The following is a 16631-nucleotide window of genomic DNA, read 5'->3' as shown; positions in this document are numbered from 1 at the left end:
CCAACCCCCGCGGTCGATACTCGACACCGACGTCCACACCATGGGCCATCGATAACTGAACCCCGACCCACCCGTGTGGAAGACCTCCCGAACTTTCCCGCCCCGCCAACGACGCCGGGGATCGGCCGCCAACGAAGTCGGCGCGGAGGGGGTCGGGAGAGACCGGCACGATCGATCAACGAATGGCTTTGCGGCACTTGCTCCCTCGACGCCGGCGGCCATGCGCGCTACTGGCGCTCCTCGACGAGGAACGTGCGGGCCGCATCGAGGATTCGGGCGGACAGTTCGCCATCGGCGCTGGCTCGGGCGAGCATCAGGGCACCCGCCATGACGGATAGTTCGACGAGGACGTCCGGGTCGTCGGTTGGGTGTTCGCCGAATTCCGCGAGCTTGGCGATCATGTTCTGGATGCCGTCGAGGTAAGCCTGGCGGACGGGGCTGTCGGGGGCGGCGCGGGAGACGTCGGCGGCGGTGGCGGCGATGCCGCAACCGTTGGCGGGGGTGTCGCGGTGGGTGGTCGAGAGGTACCGCTCGATGAAGGTGCGGCGGGCGGACGGACCGTCCGGGCTCGCAGCGCGAATACGATCCATTTCCTCGATCTTCTCGGCATATGCGGCCGTACAGGCCTGGGTGACCAGGTCTTCCTTGGACTGGAAGTGGCGGTAGAAACCGCCGTGGGTGAGGCCAGCGGCCGCCATCAGGTCGGGGACGGTCATTGCTCCGGCACCGCGTTCGCGGACCTGAGCCGCCGCGGCGTCGAGGACCTGTTTGCGGTGCGATTCGGCCTGCTCGCGCGACGCTCGTGGCACATCGTCTCCTTCCGTCGGGTCGGCGCGCCTTCGGCGGCGCGATCGACGGTCATAGTCTTGCGCATCCTATAGATGATGATCATAATCTAAATCGAGCGGCAATGCTCCCCTTCCCAACCTGTCCGACATGCGTTCGGACCGCGGGACGACTCGAAAGGTGCAGCAATGACCAGAATCGAAGGCTCGGTCGCCTTGGTGACCGGCGGGCAACGCGGACTCGGGCGGGCATTCGTCGACGAATTACTGCGCCGGGGCGCGGCGAAGGTCTACGCGACCGCCCGCCAACCGGCGCCGAGCTCGGATCCGCGTGTGGAAGTACTTGCCCTCGACGTGACCGATCCCGACTCCGTCACCACGGCGGCGACCGTCGCGGGCGATGTCGGTATCGTCGTCAACAACGCGGGCGCACTGATCCCCGCACCGCTACTGAAGGCCGAAATACCCGATGTGGTCGCCACTTTCGAGACGAATGTCTTCGGCCCGCTGCGGATCGCGCAAGCCTTCGCGCCGATCTTGGCGGCCAACGGTGGCGGCGCGCTGATCGATATTCATTCGGTGCTGTCCTGGGGTTCCGGTGCGGCTGCTTACGGCGCGTCGAAGGCCGCATTCTGGTCGCTCACCAACTCGCTGCGGCTGGAGTTGGCCGCGCAACGCACCCAAGTCGTCGGCGTACATCTCGGCTTCGCCGATACCGACATGGTCAGGCATCTCCCGGTTGACAAGGTCGATCCCGCCCTGGTCGCCGCGGCCGTTTTCGACGGGGTCGAGAAGGGAGACAGCGAAGTCCTCGTCGACGAGGTCACCCGCCGGATGAAGGCCGCCCTGTCCGGCCCCGTCGAGGGCCTCGCCATCGCCGTCGGCCGCTGACCACACGCTCCGGGAAAGGACTCACCATGCCTCTGTGGCACATCTACCATCCCGCCAACACCTACTCCGACCAGGATAAACAAGACTTCGCCAACGACATCACCGAGCTGTACACCAGCTTCGGCCTACCAGCCTTCTACGTCGTCGTCCTGTTCAAGGAAACCGCGGAGTCCGACTTCTACGTTGGCGGTAAACCGGCAACCGACACCGTCCGGATCGTTGTCGAACACCTCGCCCGCCACCTCGATGATCCCGAGATGCGCAAACGCTCCACCGACAAACTCGACTCGATCATGCTGCCCTACACCCGGGCCCGCGGTCTGCACTGGGAATTTCACACCTACGAGTCGCCGCGCGATCTGTGGAAGATCGCCGGACAGTTCCCGCCGCCTGCGGGTAGCGATGCCGAAAAGGCTTGGGCGCGTACGAACACGCCGACCCCCTTCTGATCCGATGGCGGCCGCGCGTCAGGCTCTCGGATTCGCCGGCGGCCACGGTGCCAGAACGCAGATCTGCCCACCGGCGCGGCACCGGTGGGCAGATCTTCAGAGTGCGCGGCGCGGGGCGGGCGAACCCCTGGCCGCGCACGGCTATTCGATGTCCGCGCCAGTTCTGAGTGGTGGCGCGGACTCGAGTTCGGTGAACTCCTCGTCGGTGAGCAGACGGGAGCGAATGAGGAAACGGACACCCTCGGGTGCTTCCAGGGAGAACCCGCTGCCCCGTCCCGGAACCACATCCACGGTGAGGTGGGTGTGCTTCCAGTACTCGTATTGATCGGCGCTCATCCAGAACGGCGTATCCACGGCAATCGTCCCGAGCAGAACATCCGAGGCGCCGACACGGAATTCACCGCGCGGATAGCACATCGGGGAACTGCCGTCGCAGCAGCCGCCGGACTGGTGGAACATGACCGCGCCGTGCCGCCGGATCAGGCTGTCGAGCATCTGCTCGGCCTGTTCGGTGATCTCGACGCGGTGCACGTCCGCGGGCATCAGAAGAATCCGAGCTTATTCGGTGCGTAGCTCACCAGCAGGTTCTTCGTCTGCTGGTAGTGGTCCAGCATCATGGCATGGTTCTCGCGACCGATACCGGACTTCTTGTAACCGCCGAAGGCCGCATGCGCCGGGTAGGCGTGGTAGCAGTTGGTCCACACCCGGCCGGCCTTGATGCCACGACCGAGCCGGTAGGCGGTGTTCATATCGCGGGTCCAGACACCGGCGCCGAGACCGTAGAGGGTGTCGTTGGCGATTTTCAACGCCTCATCGGTGGAGTCGAAGGTGGTGACCGAGACGACCGGACCGAAGATCTCCTCCTGGAAGATCCGCATATCGTTGCTGCCCTTGAACACTGTCGGCTCGATGTAGTACCCGTCCGGGAACTCGTCGACCTTGCGCGGCCCGCCGCCGGTGAGCACCTCGGCGCCTTCCTGACGGCCGATGTCGATGTAGGACAGGATCTTCTCGTACTGGTCGTTGCTGGCCTGGGCGCCGATCATGGTCGCGTCATCGAGCGGATTGCCGCTGATGATGGCCTTGGTGCGCTCCACGCATCGCGCCATGAACTCGTCATAGATGGACGAATGGATCAGCGCACGCGACGGACAGGTGCACACCTCGCCCTGGTTCAGCGCGAACATCACGAAACCCTCGACGGCCTTGTCCAGGAATTCGTCGTCGGCGGCCATGATGTCGGGCAGGAAGATGTTGGGGCTCTTACCGCCGAGCTCCAACGTCACCGGGATGATGTTCTCGCTGGCATACTGCATGATCAGCCGGCCGGTAGTGGTTTCACCGGTGAACGCGACCTTGGCCACCCGCGAACTCGACGCCAGCGGCTTACCCGCCTCGACACCGAAACCGTTGACCACGTTGAGAACTCCCGGTGGGAGCAGATCCGCGATCAGCTCAACCACCTTCAGGATCGAGGCCGGGGTCTGCTCGGCGGGCTTGAGCACCACCGCATTACCTGCCGCGAGCGCGGGCGCAAGCTTCCAGGTGGCCATCAGGATCGGGAAGTTCCACGGAATGATCTGGCCAACGACGCCGAGCGGCTCATGGAAGTGGTAGGCGATGGTGTCGCCGTCGATCTCGCTGATACCGCCTTCCTGGGCGCGGATGGCGCCGGCGAAATAGCGGAAGTGGTCGACCGCCAACGGCAGGTCCGCGGCTTTGGTTTCGCGGACCGGCTTGCCGTTCTCCCAGGTCTCGGCGACGGCGAGGGCCTCGAGGTTGTCCTCGATGCGGTCGGCGATCTTATTGAGGATATTGGCACGTTCGGCGGCGGAGGTCGCGCCCCAGCCGTCGGCGGCGGTGTGCGCGGCATCGAGTGCGAGTTCCACATCGGCGGCGGTCGAGCGTGCTACCTCGGTGAAGGTCCGCCCGTCGACCGGCGACGGATTCTCGAAGTATTGCCCCTCGACCGGTGCGGTCCAGTCGCCGCCGATGAAATTGTCATAGCGGGCGGCGTAGCTGACGATGCTGCCGTCGGCACCTGGTTGTGCGTAGGTCATGACGCATGCTCCTCATCGAGTCGGCGGGATAGCACGAGCAACCGTTCGTGATGTGGACCACTATCGCGATCTCGGGTTGGCAGAAGGTTGACTACCACGACGACACGCCGACGCCGCAGGTCAGGGGCGCTGAACTCAGGAACGCAGCGCGGTGTGCAGCCTGGCCGCGGCGACCGCGCGGCGGGCATCGTTGACCGGCAGCAGAGCCAGTGCGTGCTCGTGGATCTCGATATCGTCGGGCGCCCGCTCGCCGTAGCGCAGTGCGTATTCGGGGTCGTCGTCCGACAGCACCGCGGTGCGGACCGCGACCTCGAGATGTTCGCGCCATTCGACGATTCCCGGCGTCTCCGATCCCGGCAGCAGCGGTCCGCGATACAACCGCACCGCCGTCGCGGTGTCGCCGGCTTCGAGCGCGGTGAGCAGGTCGACGGCATCGCACGACAGCGGCGTGGTCAGCTGATAGACGCGATTGGCGATCTCGCCGCCGGTGGCCCGGCGCAGATGGGAGACATCGGCCTTGAGTGTGCTCGAGGTGGCGGGGCGGTCGCCGTAGATGGCGTAGTGCAATCGTTCGGGGGTGAAGCCGGCCGGTTCCAGCGCGAGCAGCGCCAGGATCTCCAGCTGACGTGGCCGCAGCCGTACCGCACGACCGTCGCGTATCAGTCCGGAACCACCGAGGCAGGTGAGCCGCACCCCGGGGCGAGTGAGGGGCGCGGCCGCGTTCAGCCGCGCCTCGACCGCCATGACCAGCGACTGCACCGTCGACATGGCAAGCGGATGCGAGCGATCCCAGGTGGAGGACAGGTCGAGCACGCCGAGCTGACGTCCGTCGGGTGCGTGGATGGGCGCGCAGTAGCACACCCAGCCGTGCAGCGCGGCGACCAGATGTTCGGCTGAGAACACCGTGCTGGGTTTGCCGGTCTGCATGGCCAGCGATAGCGCGTTGGTGCCCATATGCTGCTCGTCCCAGCGGCCGCCGGGGGCGAAATTGACCTTCTCGGCCCGGCGTCGCATGACCTGACCGCCGAAGGACCACAGGATGGTGCCGGACTCATCGGTCACCGCGGCGACATAGCCTGCGTCATGGGCGACGTCGTGCAGTTGATCGGCGAGCTGCGTCACCGGTTCGCGCAGCGGGGACTCCGCCCAGCGCGATCCGATATCGGCGGAATCGACGGCAGGTGCGCTGGCGCGGGCGGGATCGACGGTGCGCACCGAGCGCATCCAGGACTGCGCGACTTCACTGCGCAGGCCGGACCCGGAGACCCGCGGCAGCGCAGGATGCGACCCGTCCGGTACCCACCGGGCCCATTCCTTTTCCAGCGTGGCTCGCTGCTCGGCGAGCGTGCTGCGTGGCGCCATCTACGCGGTGTCTTCCTTGTCACATATTCGACTGTCTCCATCATGCCGCACCGATCCGTCGATCGGTGCGGCATCGACGAGCGAAGTCAGCTCAGATGGTGCACCGGCCCCATCCCGTACACCGGGGTCGGGATGCCCTCGTATCGCGCCTCGAGCTGCAACGCGAGATACAGCGAGTAGTGCCGGGATTGGTGCAGATTGCCGCCGTGGAACCACAGACCTTCCTGCCTCGTTGACTCTTGCGGAGCCGGCGTTCGGCCTGCCGCAGAAACTGCGGCGACGCGATCGTTTTCCCGTCCGACATCACCGCGAACGTCGTCAGTCCCAGGTCGACACCAACTTCCGGATCGACCGGCGGCAACGCCTTGTCGCCCGATTCCACGACGAACGACGCGAAGTATCGGCCGGATGCGTCACTGACGATCGTCACCGGCGAGGGCGGCGCCGGCAGTTCGCGCGACCAGCGGACTGCAACATCACCGATCTTCGGCAACCGCAACTTCCGGCCGGACGTGACCGCGAACCGCGAGTTCCGTGTGGACCGGATCGCCTGCCTGGTGTCCTTCCGTGAGCGGAACCTCGGTGGCGCGAGCTTCGCACCCTTCCGTTTGCCGACGATCGACTGAAAAAAGTTGCGGTAGGCGGTATTCAGATCCGCCAATCCTGCTGCAACACGACGCTCGACACTTCGGTCAGCCACTCGCGTCGCGGGGCTGCCCACACGCGACATGGCCGCAGCCGGGCGTCTGCCCCCGGCAACACTCCAACGCCGAGCCGGACACCGCCCGAAGAGCGTGGTCCGCCACCGCACGGCATCAACTGCCGAGGCCAGTAGCGCGGATCGCCTCCTCGGCTATGCCTCAGCCTCGCGAGAATACGGCTTTCCACAACCCGACGACCGTCCCGCGCAGGAAGTTCTCCCAGCTGAAGTGGTCGTGCCACAAGATGATCCGCCCGTCACGCAGTTCGAACGTGCCGGTCACCCAGAAGGAGATCCGCAGCGGCCCGATGCGGAGGATATCGGTGCGGTCGGTGAGCACGATGGTGCCGTCGGCGGCGATGTGGTGCATGTCGGCGGCGAAGCCGAACTGGTCCCGGTTCAGCCCGCGCAGTATGCCCGCGACCCGGCGTTCGCCGCGCACATCGGGTAGTGACGTGTTCTTCCAGACGATGTCGGGGTGCAGCAGATCCAGCGCCTCGCCCACCGCGCCGAGTTCCAGCGCGGCGAAGAACTCCCGCACCGTGGTGATCGAGTCCTGCTCCAGCTCGATTTCGCTCATGGATCGAGGGTAGGCCGACCGCGTCGGTACCGCGACGGATCGGCGCGTTCGCCGATGCGAATCGACCACCCGGCGATACCTTGGCCCTATGACCACTCGGGATGAGATCGAGTCGTTTCTGGACGAGTATCAGGCCGGGCTGTCGGCGTACGACGCCGAACGTTCCGCGGCCCTGTGGGGCATGCCGGGCACCATCCTCAGCGACGCCTTCGTCGGGTCGCTGCACTCACGCACCGAGATGGCGCGGGGGTTGTCGCAGGCCTACCCGTTCTATCAACAGCTGGGGCTGGCGCGGGTGGACCACACCCTGCTCGAGCAGGTCGATGTGACCGAGCGCATCGTCCGAGTGCGGGTGCGCTGGCATTTCTACGATGACGCCGACGACCTCCTCACAGACGGCGACTACGAGTATCTGCTACGGCGCGACGATGACGGGCTGCGCGCGTATGTCGCGGTGCCGATCGACGAGGTGGAGAAGCTGACAAAGCTCGCGGCGGAGAAGGGAATCCAGCTACCAGGGACATAAAGGGTCAGGACTTGCGCCGATCGACCAGCGCCTCTAGCCCGTCGAGGATCCGGTCGATGCCGAAGTTCAGGGCGTCATCGCGTGCCGAGGTGCCGGCGGCCTGCTCGCCCAATGCCCTGATCACCTCGGGATATCGGTCCCCCGCCGCCTCCATCACCTCCGCCATCTGGTGCATCAACTGCTCCTCTATCCCGTCCGCGGCACCTCCGCCGGATTGCAGCGCAAGGCTCCGGACGTGGCCGTTGAGCACAACGACAGTGTCCAGCCGCTCCGGCCCGGTGAGCCCGATCCCCGCCATCGCCGTCAGCGCGGCTTCCAGCCAGCCGAGTTCGTGCGGCCCCATCGGCCGCACACCGTCAGATAGTTCCAGCGACCACGGATGCGCGCGGTAGCGGCGGAAGATCTCCTCCGTCCACGTACGCAGCCCGGCCCGCCAGGGCGACTCATCGGACACCGACTGCGCCGCAGCGAGATCCGGCGGCGCCCCAAGTGCCTGCTCCAACATCAGTGCGGCCAGCTCGGCCTTACCCGGTACGTATCGGTACAGCGACATCTTGGTGTAGCCGAGTCGCTCGGCCACCCGCTGCATGGACACACCGCCCATGCCCTCGGCGTCGGCGAGTTCGATCGCCGCACCGACGATCGCCTCCAGCGACAGCGACGGCTTCGGTCCGCGCGTGGATTGGCGCCCGGTGCCCCAGAGCAGCTCGACAACGGTCGGAGCCGGCATCGCGGTGTCCTTCCAGAAATGGGGTTGACCTGAAACTGTGTCTACCATACGCTCATCTGCGTCCACCAGAAACAGATTCCGCTGGACGCAGTTATTACCGAAGGAGCGATCATGCGAAACAACACCGTCCTCATCTCCGGCGCGAGCATCGCTGGCCCCGCCCTCGCCTACTGGCTGGACCGCTACGGCTTCGACGTCACCGTCGTCGAACGCGCCCCTGAGCTGCGCCCCGGCGGTCAGGCCGTCGATTTCAAGGGTGCGACGCATCTGAAGGTGCTGGAGCGGATGGGCATCCTCGACGCGGTCCGGGATCGGCAGACCGGCGGTGGCGACATGGTGATGGTGGATGCCGCGGGCACACGTCGTTCGATGATCTCCGGCGACTTCACCGGCGGTGACGTCGAGATCCTGCGCGGCGATCTGGCCGAGATCATGTACGAACGCACCGCCGAGAGCTGCACTCATATTTTCGGCGATTCGATCAGCGCGCTCACCGAGACCGCCGACGGTGTGCGAGTGGAGTTCGAGCACGGGCAGGCCCGCACCTTCGACCTGGTCTTCGGTGCCGACGGCGTGCACTCTCGGGTGCGCAAGCTGGCCTTCGGACCCGAGCACGACTACGTCCAGCATCGGGGCTACTACTACTGCCTGGTCAATTCGGGGACCCAGCCCCGGCGCACCGACGGACCGCGACGCGAGGTGTCCTATGCCCACAACGCGCCGGGGAAGCTGGCGGTCGACGGGGGGCCGAAGGCCGAGCAGATGTACATGTTCGCCGCGCCCGAGCTCGACTACGCACGCGATGACGAACAAGCGCAGCGCCACATTGTCAAGGAAACCTTCGCCGATGTCGGGTGGGAGGTACCGCGCATGATGGCCGACCTGGACGAGGCCGAGAACTTCTACCTGGACTCGCTCAGCGTGGTGAAGATGTCGTCGTGCGTCCGCGGCCGCGTTGCCCTGATCGGGGATGCCGGATACGGCAACACCCTGGCGGGATTCGGCACCGGGCTCGCCATCGTCGGCGCCTACGTGCTCGCGGGCGAACTCGCCCTCGCCGACGGCGACCACACCGTGGCCTTCCCGCGCTATGACGAGATCATGCAGCGCTACAACAAGATCGCGGGCTCCAGCAATCCGGGCCGCTTCCTTGCCCCCAAGACCGCCTTCGGCATCCGTGCGCGCGACTGGTTCCTGAACTCCCCGTTGTTCGGACTGATGGTCAAGCTCGGCGACAAGGGCGCCAACGACGTCGATCTGCGGGACTACCCGGCGTTGATCGAACGCCCGGAAAACAACGACGCGCCCACGAATCGGCAGTAACCGATCGTGGACGCGTCAGCGTCGTGCAGCTCAGCCCAGCAGGCGCCAGTCCTCGAGGCCCTGGTACAGCGGCAGGTCGTTGGCCAGCTTGCGGACCCGAGCGCGCAGCGTCTCCACCTCGGACCCACCGGCCAGCGCGGTGCCGATGATGTCGGCGACCTCGGTGAACTCGGCGTCGCCGAAGCCACGGGTGGCAAGGGCGGCGGTACCGATGCGCAGGCCGGAGGTGACCATCGGCGGACGCGGATCGAACGGAACGGCGTTGCGGTTGACCGTGATTCCGATCTCGTGCAGCAGATCCTCGCCCTGCTGGCCGTCGAGCTCGGAGTTGCGCAGATCGACGAGCACCAGGTGCACGTCGGTGCCGCCGGTCAGCACGCTGATGCCCTTACCGGCCACATCGGCGCCGGTCAGGCGCTCGGCCAGGATCTTGGCGCCGGACAGGGTGCGCTGCTGGCGCTCGGCGAACTCGGCGGTGCCCGCGATCTTGAACGCGACGGCCTTGGCGGCGATGGCGTGCATCAGCGGCCCACCCTGCTGGCCGGGGAACACCGAGCTGTTGAGCTTCTTGGCGAACTCCTGCTTGGCCAGGATCAGGCCGGAGCGCGGGCCACCGAGAGTCTTGTGCACGGTGGAGGACACGACGTCGGCGTAAGGCACGGGCGAGGGGTGCAGACCTGCGGCGACCAGACCGGCGAAGTGCGCCATATCGACCCACAGGTAGGCACCGACCTCATCGGCGATCTCGCGGAAGGCGGCGAAATCCTGATGCCGCGGGTAGGCCGACCAGCCGGCGACGATCACCTTCGGCTGCGCCTCGACGGCGATCTTGCGCACCTCGTCCATATCGACGCGGTGATCGTCCTTGCTGACACCGTAGGAGTGGACCTCGTACAGCTTGCCGGAGAAGTTCAGCCGCATGCCGTGGGTGAGGTGGCCGCCGTGGGCCAGATCGAGGCCGAGCAGCTTCTCGCCGGGGTTCATCAGCGACATCAGCACCGCGGCGTTGGCCTGGGCGCCGGAATGCGGCTGGACGTTGGCGAACTCGGCGCCGAACAGCTCCTTGGCGCGGTCGCGGGCGAGGGTCTCCACGACGTCGACGTGCTCGCAGCCGCCGTAGTAGCGGCGGCCCGGGTAGCCCTCGGCGTACTTGTTGGTGAGCACGCTGCCCTGCGCCTGCAGGACCGCGCGCGGCACGAAGTTCTCCGAGGCGATCATCTCGAGGGTGTCGCGCTCGCGAGCGAGCTCTCCTGCCATCGCGGCAGCTACCTCGGGATCGAGTTCACCGAGAGACTGGGTATTGACAGAAGCGGTCGTCTGCGTCACCCGGACAGTCTATTGGCTTCTGCGGGCCGGACCGGCACGGGGTCTGATAGCACATCACAGGCCCTGGCGGACCGATTCCGCCGGAGCCGAGCACCGGGGTCGGTTCAACCGAACAGTGCCCGGTCGCGTTCGAGCTGACGGCGCCTGGCCAGGTCCGGCGGCGGGTACCCGCTATGCCCGCGGACGCGCGCTCGGTGGGCTCGGCAGATCACCAGCGTGCCCGCCCGACCGCACCGGGCGGGCAACCCGGCCAGTTCAGGCCGGCTGCATCGCCCGCACCGTGCCCGGGGTGAGCGGTTCGTCCAGCAGCCTGCGAAACCGGTCGGCGCGATCGTCGGCGTCGGGCGCACGGTCCAGCCAGCCACCGAGTAGCCGGTAGCCCTCGACATAGGTGCTGATGTAGGCCCGCCACAATGGCGAGGACAGGAACCGCAGCGACTGCCGGGCCCGCGTCGGCGTCAGCAGGTTCCAGCGCATCAGGAACTCCGCGACCTCGTCGGCGTCGCGACCGCGATCGTGCAGCAGTAGCGCGGCGTCCTGGCGCACTCCGAGCAACTGCCCCGACGCCTCCGACAGCCGTTCGGCGCGGTCGCCGTCGAACCGCAACCCCAGATCGGCGTAGATCTCCTGCGCCCAGCGTCCCCAGCCGGGCCCGATGATCGACTTCAGCGCCAGGTCGGCAAGCCCCTCCGCCATCAGGCACTGCGGGGTGTTGACCAGGAACAACGTCTGCTCGTCCTGCCCGGCCGCGACCAGCCCCGCCTCCTTGCGGCAGTGCTCGGTGTGGTGGCCCGGATAGGCCTCGTGCGCGATGAGATGCGGCAGGTTGGCCATGTGCTGGCGCAGATCGGAATTGATCGCGACCGTCGAGTGATAGTTGCCCAGGTAGTAGTTGAAGCCGGACCACGGCTTGTCACCGACCACCTCATAGGTGACGTGCTCATGATCGGGCAGCGGGTACCGATCGCGAACCAGCTCACGCAATGCGCCGGAGAACGCATCGACGCAGGCCTGGAGGCGCTCCGGCGGGATCTCGTCGGCCTGTTTGTGCGCGGCCATCCGTTCGGCCAGCGAGCCGTCGCCTGCCAGCACCTCGTCCATCTTGCGGTGCGCGTCGCGGTAGTCGGCTTCGTCGCCCGGTGCGATCTCGACGTCGAAATAGGCCCGCACCTCGTCGACGAATCCGATGTCGTCACCGGCGAACTTGCGGCCCGAGCATTCCAGCGCGCGCAGGTGCACGTCGAGGAACTCGGTGCGCTCCGGTGCAAGCCCGGCCGCGGGCAGTTCGGCTCGCAGTGTCGCGGCCCGCCGCGCCAGCTCCCGCGGTTGCGGCGCTGGCACGTTCTCGACCTCCCGGCGCAGCGCCGGGTCACCGGTGAAGGCGTCGACGAACCCCTCTTCCAGCCGGTCGAAGGCAAGGCCGAGCCGCAGGTACTCGGTCACGAGCGGATGCGCTTCCATGGCAGCCGACGATAGCGGGTCCACCAGCGCGGCGCCGCCTGTTACTCACCGGTAGGCCACCCCGTTTCCGGTCGCGGGGCGGCGAGGCGCAGAATTCAGCCATGCGGCCACAGTTAGACCGAATCTCACAGCGCCGGTGCGATATGTGTGCGTGTTTGCCGAAATGGAGCGTCGGGTAAGTGGCACGGATGAGTGAGCCGAGTCCCTATGTGGAATTCGATCGGAAACAATGGCGCACACTGCGTAAATCGACTCCACTGGTGCTCACCGAGGAAGAACTGCGCGGCCTGCGTGGTCTGGGTGAACAGATTGATCTGGAAGAAGTCGCCGAGGTCTACCTCCCGCTCGCCCGTCTCATCCACTTGCAGGTCGCCGCACGTCAGCGACTGTTCGCGGCGACCGCGACCTTCCTCGGGGAAAAGCATCCCGACCGGCAGGTGCCGTTCGTGATCGGTGTTGCCGGCAGTGTCGCGGTGGGCAAATCCACCACTGCCCGTGTGCTGCAGGCGCTACTGGCCCGCTGGGATCATCATCCGCGGGTGGATCTGGTCACCACCGACGGGTTCCTCTACCCCACCGCCGAACTCACCCGGCGCGGCATCATGCATCGCAAGGGATTTCCGGAGAGCTACGATCGACGTAAGCTGCTGCGTTTCGTCACCGAGGTGAAAGCCGGTGCGCCGGAGGTGTGCGCGCCGATGTACTCGCATATCTCCTACGACATCGTGCCGGACGAGTTCCATTGCGTGCGCCAGCCCGACATCCTCATTGTCGAGGGTCTCAATGTGTTACAGACGGGCCCGCGGCTGATGGTGTCGGATCTGTTCGACTTCTCCATCTATGTCGACGCCCGCATCGAGGACATCGAGAACTGGTACGTACAAAGGTTTCTCAGCCTGCGCAAGACCGGTTTCGCCGATCCGCGAGCACATTTCCACCATTACGCCCGCTTCACCGACGAGGAGGCGACCTCGGCGGCCAAGGAGATCTGGAACTCGACCAACCGGCCGAATCTGGTGGAGAACATCCTGCCCACTCGTCCGCGCGCGACCCTGGTGCTGCGCAAGGACGCCGATCACGCCATCAATCGGCTACGACTGCGGAAATTGTGAGCCGGTGAATCCGCTCAGACGCCGAATCGGCGGTGTCGCGCGGCGAAATCACGCAGCGCACGCAGGAAATCCACTCGGCGGAACTCCGGCCAGTACGCCTCGGTGAACCAGATCTCCGAATATGCGCTCTGCCACAGCAGGAAACCGGACAGCCGCTGCTCACCGGAGGTGCGGATGACAAGGTCTGGATCGGGCTGTCCGGAGGTGTAGAGATGCTGACCGATGGCGTTGACGGTGATCGACTGCACGAGGTCTTCGCCGGTCTCGCCGGCCGCGATCTCCTGACGCACCAGCGAGCGCACCGCGTCGGTGATCTCCTGCCTGCCGCCGTAGCCAACCGCCACATTGACGTGCACTCCGTTGCGTCCGCTGGTGCGTTCCGCGGCGGTACGCAAGCGCTTGGCGATCAGCTCGGGAAAACCGTCGAGCGAGCCGACCAGCCGCACACTCCAGTTCTGGTCCGGCGCCGACAGCTCTTCGACCACGTCGGTGATGACCTCGAACAGCGTCTCCAGTTCCTCCGGATCGCGGTTGAGGTTCTCGGTGGAAAGCAGGTAGACGGTGACCATCTCGATGCCCGCGGCCTCGCACCAGCCCACCAGTTCGGCGATCTTCAGCGCGCCGACCCGGTGCCCGTGGCTGACGTCGGTGAAGCCGTTTTCCCTGGCCCAGCGGCGATTGCCATCGCACATCACCGCCACGTGACGGGGGTGCTGCTTACCTGCCAGCTGCTTGGCCAGCCGGGCCTCGTAGACGCGATACGGAAAGCCACGCACCCGACTCGGAAACTCCACGGCGACCAACAGTACGCCTCGTCACGTCGGTAGCGGCAGCGGCCGCAGTTCCCGGTACAGTAGCGATCGTGCCCGCAACCTACGGTTCCGTAGGTTACTCGCGAGTTATTTACAGGAGGCAGTCCGTGACCGATCCGGTCGAGGCCACCGACACGTCCCGCTACGTCGACACCACCGCTGCCGACGACGCCGCCGAGGAAGCGCTCAACCCGGCCGATGCACTGGAGGCACTGCTCAAACCACGGATGCGCGGGTGGATCCACACATGGGCAGTCGGTATCGCCGCGATCGCCGTCATCGCTCTGATCGCCGTCGCGACGACGGTCTCGGCGACCGCGGTGTGGTCGACGCTGGTCTACGGGCTCACCGTATGCCTGCTGTTCGGGGTCAGCGCCGTCTACCACCGGGTCACCTGGTCGACGGTGCGCGCTCGGATCCGGATGAAACGCGCCGACCATTCGATGATCTTCCTGTTCATCGCGGGCAGCTACACCCCGTTCGCGCTGCTCGGCCTGCCCGGTTCCACGGGTCGCACGCTGCTGATCGTGGTGTGGGCGGGCGCGCTCGCCGGTGTCGCGTTGAAACTGCTGTGGCCGACCGCACCGCGCTGGGTCGGGGTGCCGTTATATCTGTTGCTCGGCTGGGCGATCGTGCCGGTCGCCGGTGAGCTCTACGACAATGTGGGGCTCGCGCCGCTCATCCTGCTGCTCATCGGCGGCCTGATCTACAGCGTCGGCGCCATCCTCTACGCCACCAAATGGCCGAACCCGTGGCCCGCCGTGTTCGGCCATCACGAGTTCTTCCACGCCGCGACGGTGCTCGCCGCGCTGGCGCACTACGTTGCGGTTTGGCTCGTGCTGCTGCGCTGAACGCCTTCGGCGTTCTATGCTGCTCGTTCGTGTCGGTCGCTGTCCCAGTGAGCATTGTGCTGCCCGAGCGCACGTCATGATCGCCCGTCTGGTGGTCTGGGCGCTGCGGGCGCGGTGGGGCCTGGCCGCCGTCGTGATCACCTGCAATCTCAGTGGTCTCGCGGTGATCACCATCCAACTGTGGCTCGGCGGATTCTTCGACCGGCTCGGACCCGACATTCTGCGCGCGCTCGGTGTCGTCGCCATCTATCCGGCCATCGGCTTCCTGATCGGCATCGCGCTGGCCATTCGCGATCGCGGCGTCTATTTCGCCTGGCTCGACCAAACCCGCAAACCCACACCGGACGAGGCGCGACGACTGCTGCGGCTGCCCATCGCCATCACCACCCGCGCACTCGCACTGTGGCTGCCGGGCGTGATCATCGCCGCCATCGTGCTGGCCAGGGTGACACCGCAGGACGATCTCGCGGTGATGACGTCGATGTTCATCATCGGCGGGCTGGAATCGGGCGGGCTCACCTTCTTGATCGTGGACCGCTTGATCCGGCCGACCATTCCGATCGTCGCCGGTGTACTCGGCGCGACAATGCACTGGAGTTCCACGGTCTTCGTTCGGGTGGTGCTCACCTGGGCGGTCTCGGGCGCGATGCCGTTGTCCATGCTGATCGTCGTGCTCGCCGATCCGGTCTCCAGCGCGCCCGATCGCATCCGCACCGGCATTTACGTGGCCTGCCTCGGCATCGTCGTCGGCGCCCTCGCCACCGCGACGCTGGCCCGCGCTGTCGCCGCGCCGATCCGGCATCTGCGCCTCGCCTTGGATCGGATCACCCACGGCGACCTCGACGTACGGGTACAGGTGGGCAGCGCAAGCGAGATCGGCAGGTTGGAACATTCGGTCAATCAGCTGGCCGCCACCTTGCGCGAGCGGACCAGGATGCGTGATGTGTTCGGCAGGCACGTCGGTGACGAGGTGGCCGAGCGGGCCCTGGCCAGTAGCGTGGATCTCACCGGCGATGTGCGGGTGGTGTCGGCGCTGTTCGTCGACGTCACCGGTTCGGTGGAGATCTCCACGGGCCTGCCGCCGCAGGAATTCGTGGCCAAACTCAACCGGCTGCTCTCGATCGTGGTCGCGGCAACCGAGGAGAACAACGGCCTGGTCAACAAGTTCGAAGGCGACGCAGCGCTGTGCATCTTCGGCGCCCCGATCGCGCTACGCGACAATGCCACTCCCGCCCTGCGCGCCGCCCGCCGCATCCGCGACGAGGTGCTGGCCACCGGCGAACTCGATATCGGCATCGGCGTGGCCCGCGGCCAGGTATTCGCCGGTGATGTCGGGACCGATACCCGGCTGGAGTTCACCGTCATCGGCGACGCCGTCAACGAGGCCGCCCGTCTCACCACCGCTGCCAAGGCCGTACCCCGTCGAATCCTGGTGAGCGAGTCCGTCATCGACGCGGCCGCACCGCACGAACAAGCCAAATGGACGCTCTACGGGGATCTGCCGCTGCGTGGCATCGCCGACCCGACGCCCTCCTGGACCGACGTCCCCCACGACGAACCGGCCGCGCCGGCCCCGTCGATGAATGGCGTCGAATCCCCCGCCGACGCACCCCGCCCCGCCCCCGCACCCACCGGGGACCCGACCGCAGGGCCATCTGCCTGA

Annotated in this window: 17 protein-coding genes; 7 read left to right on the top strand and 10 right to left on the bottom strand. The window is 66.6% G+C overall.

The window, feature by feature from the left end; translation table 11 throughout:
• Positions 1-227: 227 nt before the first annotated feature.
• Positions 228-809: a TetR/AcrR family transcriptional regulator gene (locus GV792_RS26150; protein WP_163827474.1), complete on the bottom strand. Its 582-nt coding sequence runs from the start codon at positions 807-809 to the stop codon at positions 228-230.
• A gap of 165 nt (positions 810-974) precedes the next feature.
• Here GV792_RS26150 and GV792_RS26145 point away from each other — a divergent pair, with 165 nt between their 5' ends.
• Together GV792_RS26145 and GV792_RS26140 are read left to right on the top strand one after the other, a co-directional pair.
• The gene (locus GV792_RS26145) at positions 975-1676 is read left to right on the top strand and encodes an SDR family oxidoreductase (protein ID WP_163827472.1); all 702 of its coding nucleotides are present in this window, start codon (positions 975-977) and stop codon (positions 1674-1676) included.
• 26 nt (positions 1677-1702) lie between these two features.
• The gene (locus tag GV792_RS26140) at positions 1703-2125 is read left to right on the top strand and encodes a tautomerase family protein (protein WP_163827470.1); all 423 of its coding nucleotides are present in this window, start codon (positions 1703-1705) and stop codon (positions 2123-2125) included.
• Between the two features lie 141 nt (positions 2126-2266).
• Here the strand turns inward: GV792_RS26140 and GV792_RS26135 are convergent, their stop codons facing one another.
• From GV792_RS26135 to GV792_RS26115, 5 genes are all read right to left on the bottom strand, one after another.
• Complete coding sequence (locus GV792_RS26135; RefSeq protein ID WP_163827468.1) at positions 2267-2668, bottom strand: DUF779 domain-containing protein; 402 nt, start codon at positions 2666-2668, stop codon at positions 2267-2269.
• The gene (gene adh / locus GV792_RS26130) at positions 2668-4185 is read right to left on the bottom strand and encodes an aldehyde dehydrogenase (protein ID WP_163827466.1); all 1518 of its coding nucleotides are present in this window, start codon (positions 4183-4185) and stop codon (positions 2668-2670) included. Before adh ends, GV792_RS26135 begins: the two co-directional genes overlap by 1 nt.
• 135 nt (positions 4186-4320) lie before the next feature.
• A complete protein-coding gene (locus tag GV792_RS26125; RefSeq protein WP_163827464.1) occupies positions 4321-5547 on the bottom strand; it encodes a transcriptional regulator in 1227 nt (408 codons plus the stop codon).
• A gap of 91 nt (positions 5548-5638) precedes the next feature.
• Positions 5639-6208: an RNA-guided endonuclease InsQ/TnpB family protein gene (locus GV792_RS26120; protein WP_175583371.1), complete on the bottom strand. Its 570-nt coding sequence runs from the start codon at positions 6206-6208 to the stop codon at positions 5639-5641.
• Between the two features lie 199 nt (positions 6209-6407).
• Complete coding sequence (locus GV792_RS26115) at positions 6408-6827, bottom strand: limonene-1,2-epoxide hydrolase family protein (RefSeq protein WP_163827462.1); 420 nt, start codon at positions 6825-6827, stop codon at positions 6408-6410.
• Between the two features lie 88 nt (positions 6828-6915).
• On the opposite strand from GV792_RS26115, the gene GV792_RS26110 reads away from it, so the two are divergent.
• The gene (locus GV792_RS26110) at positions 6916-7353 is read left to right on the top strand and encodes a hypothetical protein (protein WP_163827460.1); all 438 of its coding nucleotides are present in this window, start codon (positions 6916-6918) and stop codon (positions 7351-7353) included.
• Between the two features lie 4 nt (positions 7354-7357).
• On the opposite strand, the gene GV792_RS26105 is transcribed toward GV792_RS26110, so the two are convergent.
• Entirely contained in the window at positions 7358-8083 is a 726-nt protein-coding gene (locus GV792_RS26105) for a TetR/AcrR family transcriptional regulator (RefSeq protein WP_163827458.1), read from the bottom strand.
• A gap of 111 nt (positions 8084-8194) precedes the next feature.
• Here GV792_RS26105 and GV792_RS26100 point away from each other — a divergent pair, with 111 nt between their 5' ends.
• Positions 8195-9406 carry an FAD-dependent monooxygenase gene (locus tag GV792_RS26100; RefSeq protein WP_163827456.1) on the top strand — a complete coding sequence of 404 codons (1212 nt, stop codon included), beginning with the start codon at positions 8195-8197 and terminating at the stop codon, positions 9404-9406.
• A gap of 30 nt (positions 9407-9436) precedes the next feature.
• On the opposite strand, the gene glyA is transcribed toward GV792_RS26100, so the two are convergent.
• Positions 9437-10732: a serine hydroxymethyltransferase gene (gene glyA / locus GV792_RS26095; protein ID WP_163827454.1), complete on the bottom strand. Its 1296-nt coding sequence runs from the start codon at positions 10730-10732 to the stop codon at positions 9437-9439.
• A 255-nt stretch (positions 10733-10987) separates the two neighbouring features.
• Positions 10988-12193, bottom strand: a complete 1206-nt coding sequence (locus tag GV792_RS26090) for a DUF885 domain-containing protein (protein ID WP_163827451.1) — start codon at positions 12191-12193, stop codon at positions 10988-10990.
• 179 nt (positions 12194-12372) lie between these two features.
• Here GV792_RS26090 and coaA point away from each other — a divergent pair, with 179 nt between their 5' ends.
• Positions 12373-13305: a type I pantothenate kinase gene (coaA, locus tag GV792_RS26085; RefSeq protein ID WP_163827449.1), complete on the top strand. Its 933-nt coding sequence runs from the start codon at positions 12373-12375 to the stop codon at positions 13303-13305.
• A gap of 14 nt (positions 13306-13319) precedes the next feature.
• Here coaA and GV792_RS26080 read toward each other — a convergent pair whose 3' ends face one another.
• Positions 13320-14108 (bottom strand): isoprenyl transferase, encoded by a 789-nt coding sequence (locus GV792_RS26080; protein WP_163827447.1) that lies wholly within the window; start codon positions 14106-14108, stop codon positions 13320-13322.
• Between the two features lie 236 nt (positions 14109-14344).
• Here GV792_RS26080 and trhA point away from each other — a divergent pair, with 236 nt between their 5' ends.
• Both trhA and GV792_RS26070 read left to right on the top strand, forming a co-directional pair.
• Positions 14345-14968: a PAQR family membrane homeostasis protein TrhA gene (trhA, locus tag GV792_RS26075; RefSeq protein WP_163827518.1), complete on the top strand. Its 624-nt coding sequence runs from the start codon at positions 14345-14347 to the stop codon at positions 14966-14968.
• Between the two features lie 76 nt (positions 14969-15044).
• Entirely contained in the window at positions 15045-16631 is a 1587-nt protein-coding gene (locus GV792_RS26070; protein ID WP_163827445.1) for an adenylate/guanylate cyclase domain-containing protein, read from the top strand.

Source organism: Nocardia cyriacigeorgica (assembly GCF_010868145.1).
Lineage (GTDB): Bacteria > Actinomycetota > Actinomycetes > Mycobacteriales > Mycobacteriaceae > Nocardia > Nocardia cyriacigeorgica_D.
Note: the sequence above shows the minus strand (reverse complement) of the source record. Positions and strands in the feature narration are given on the sequence as shown.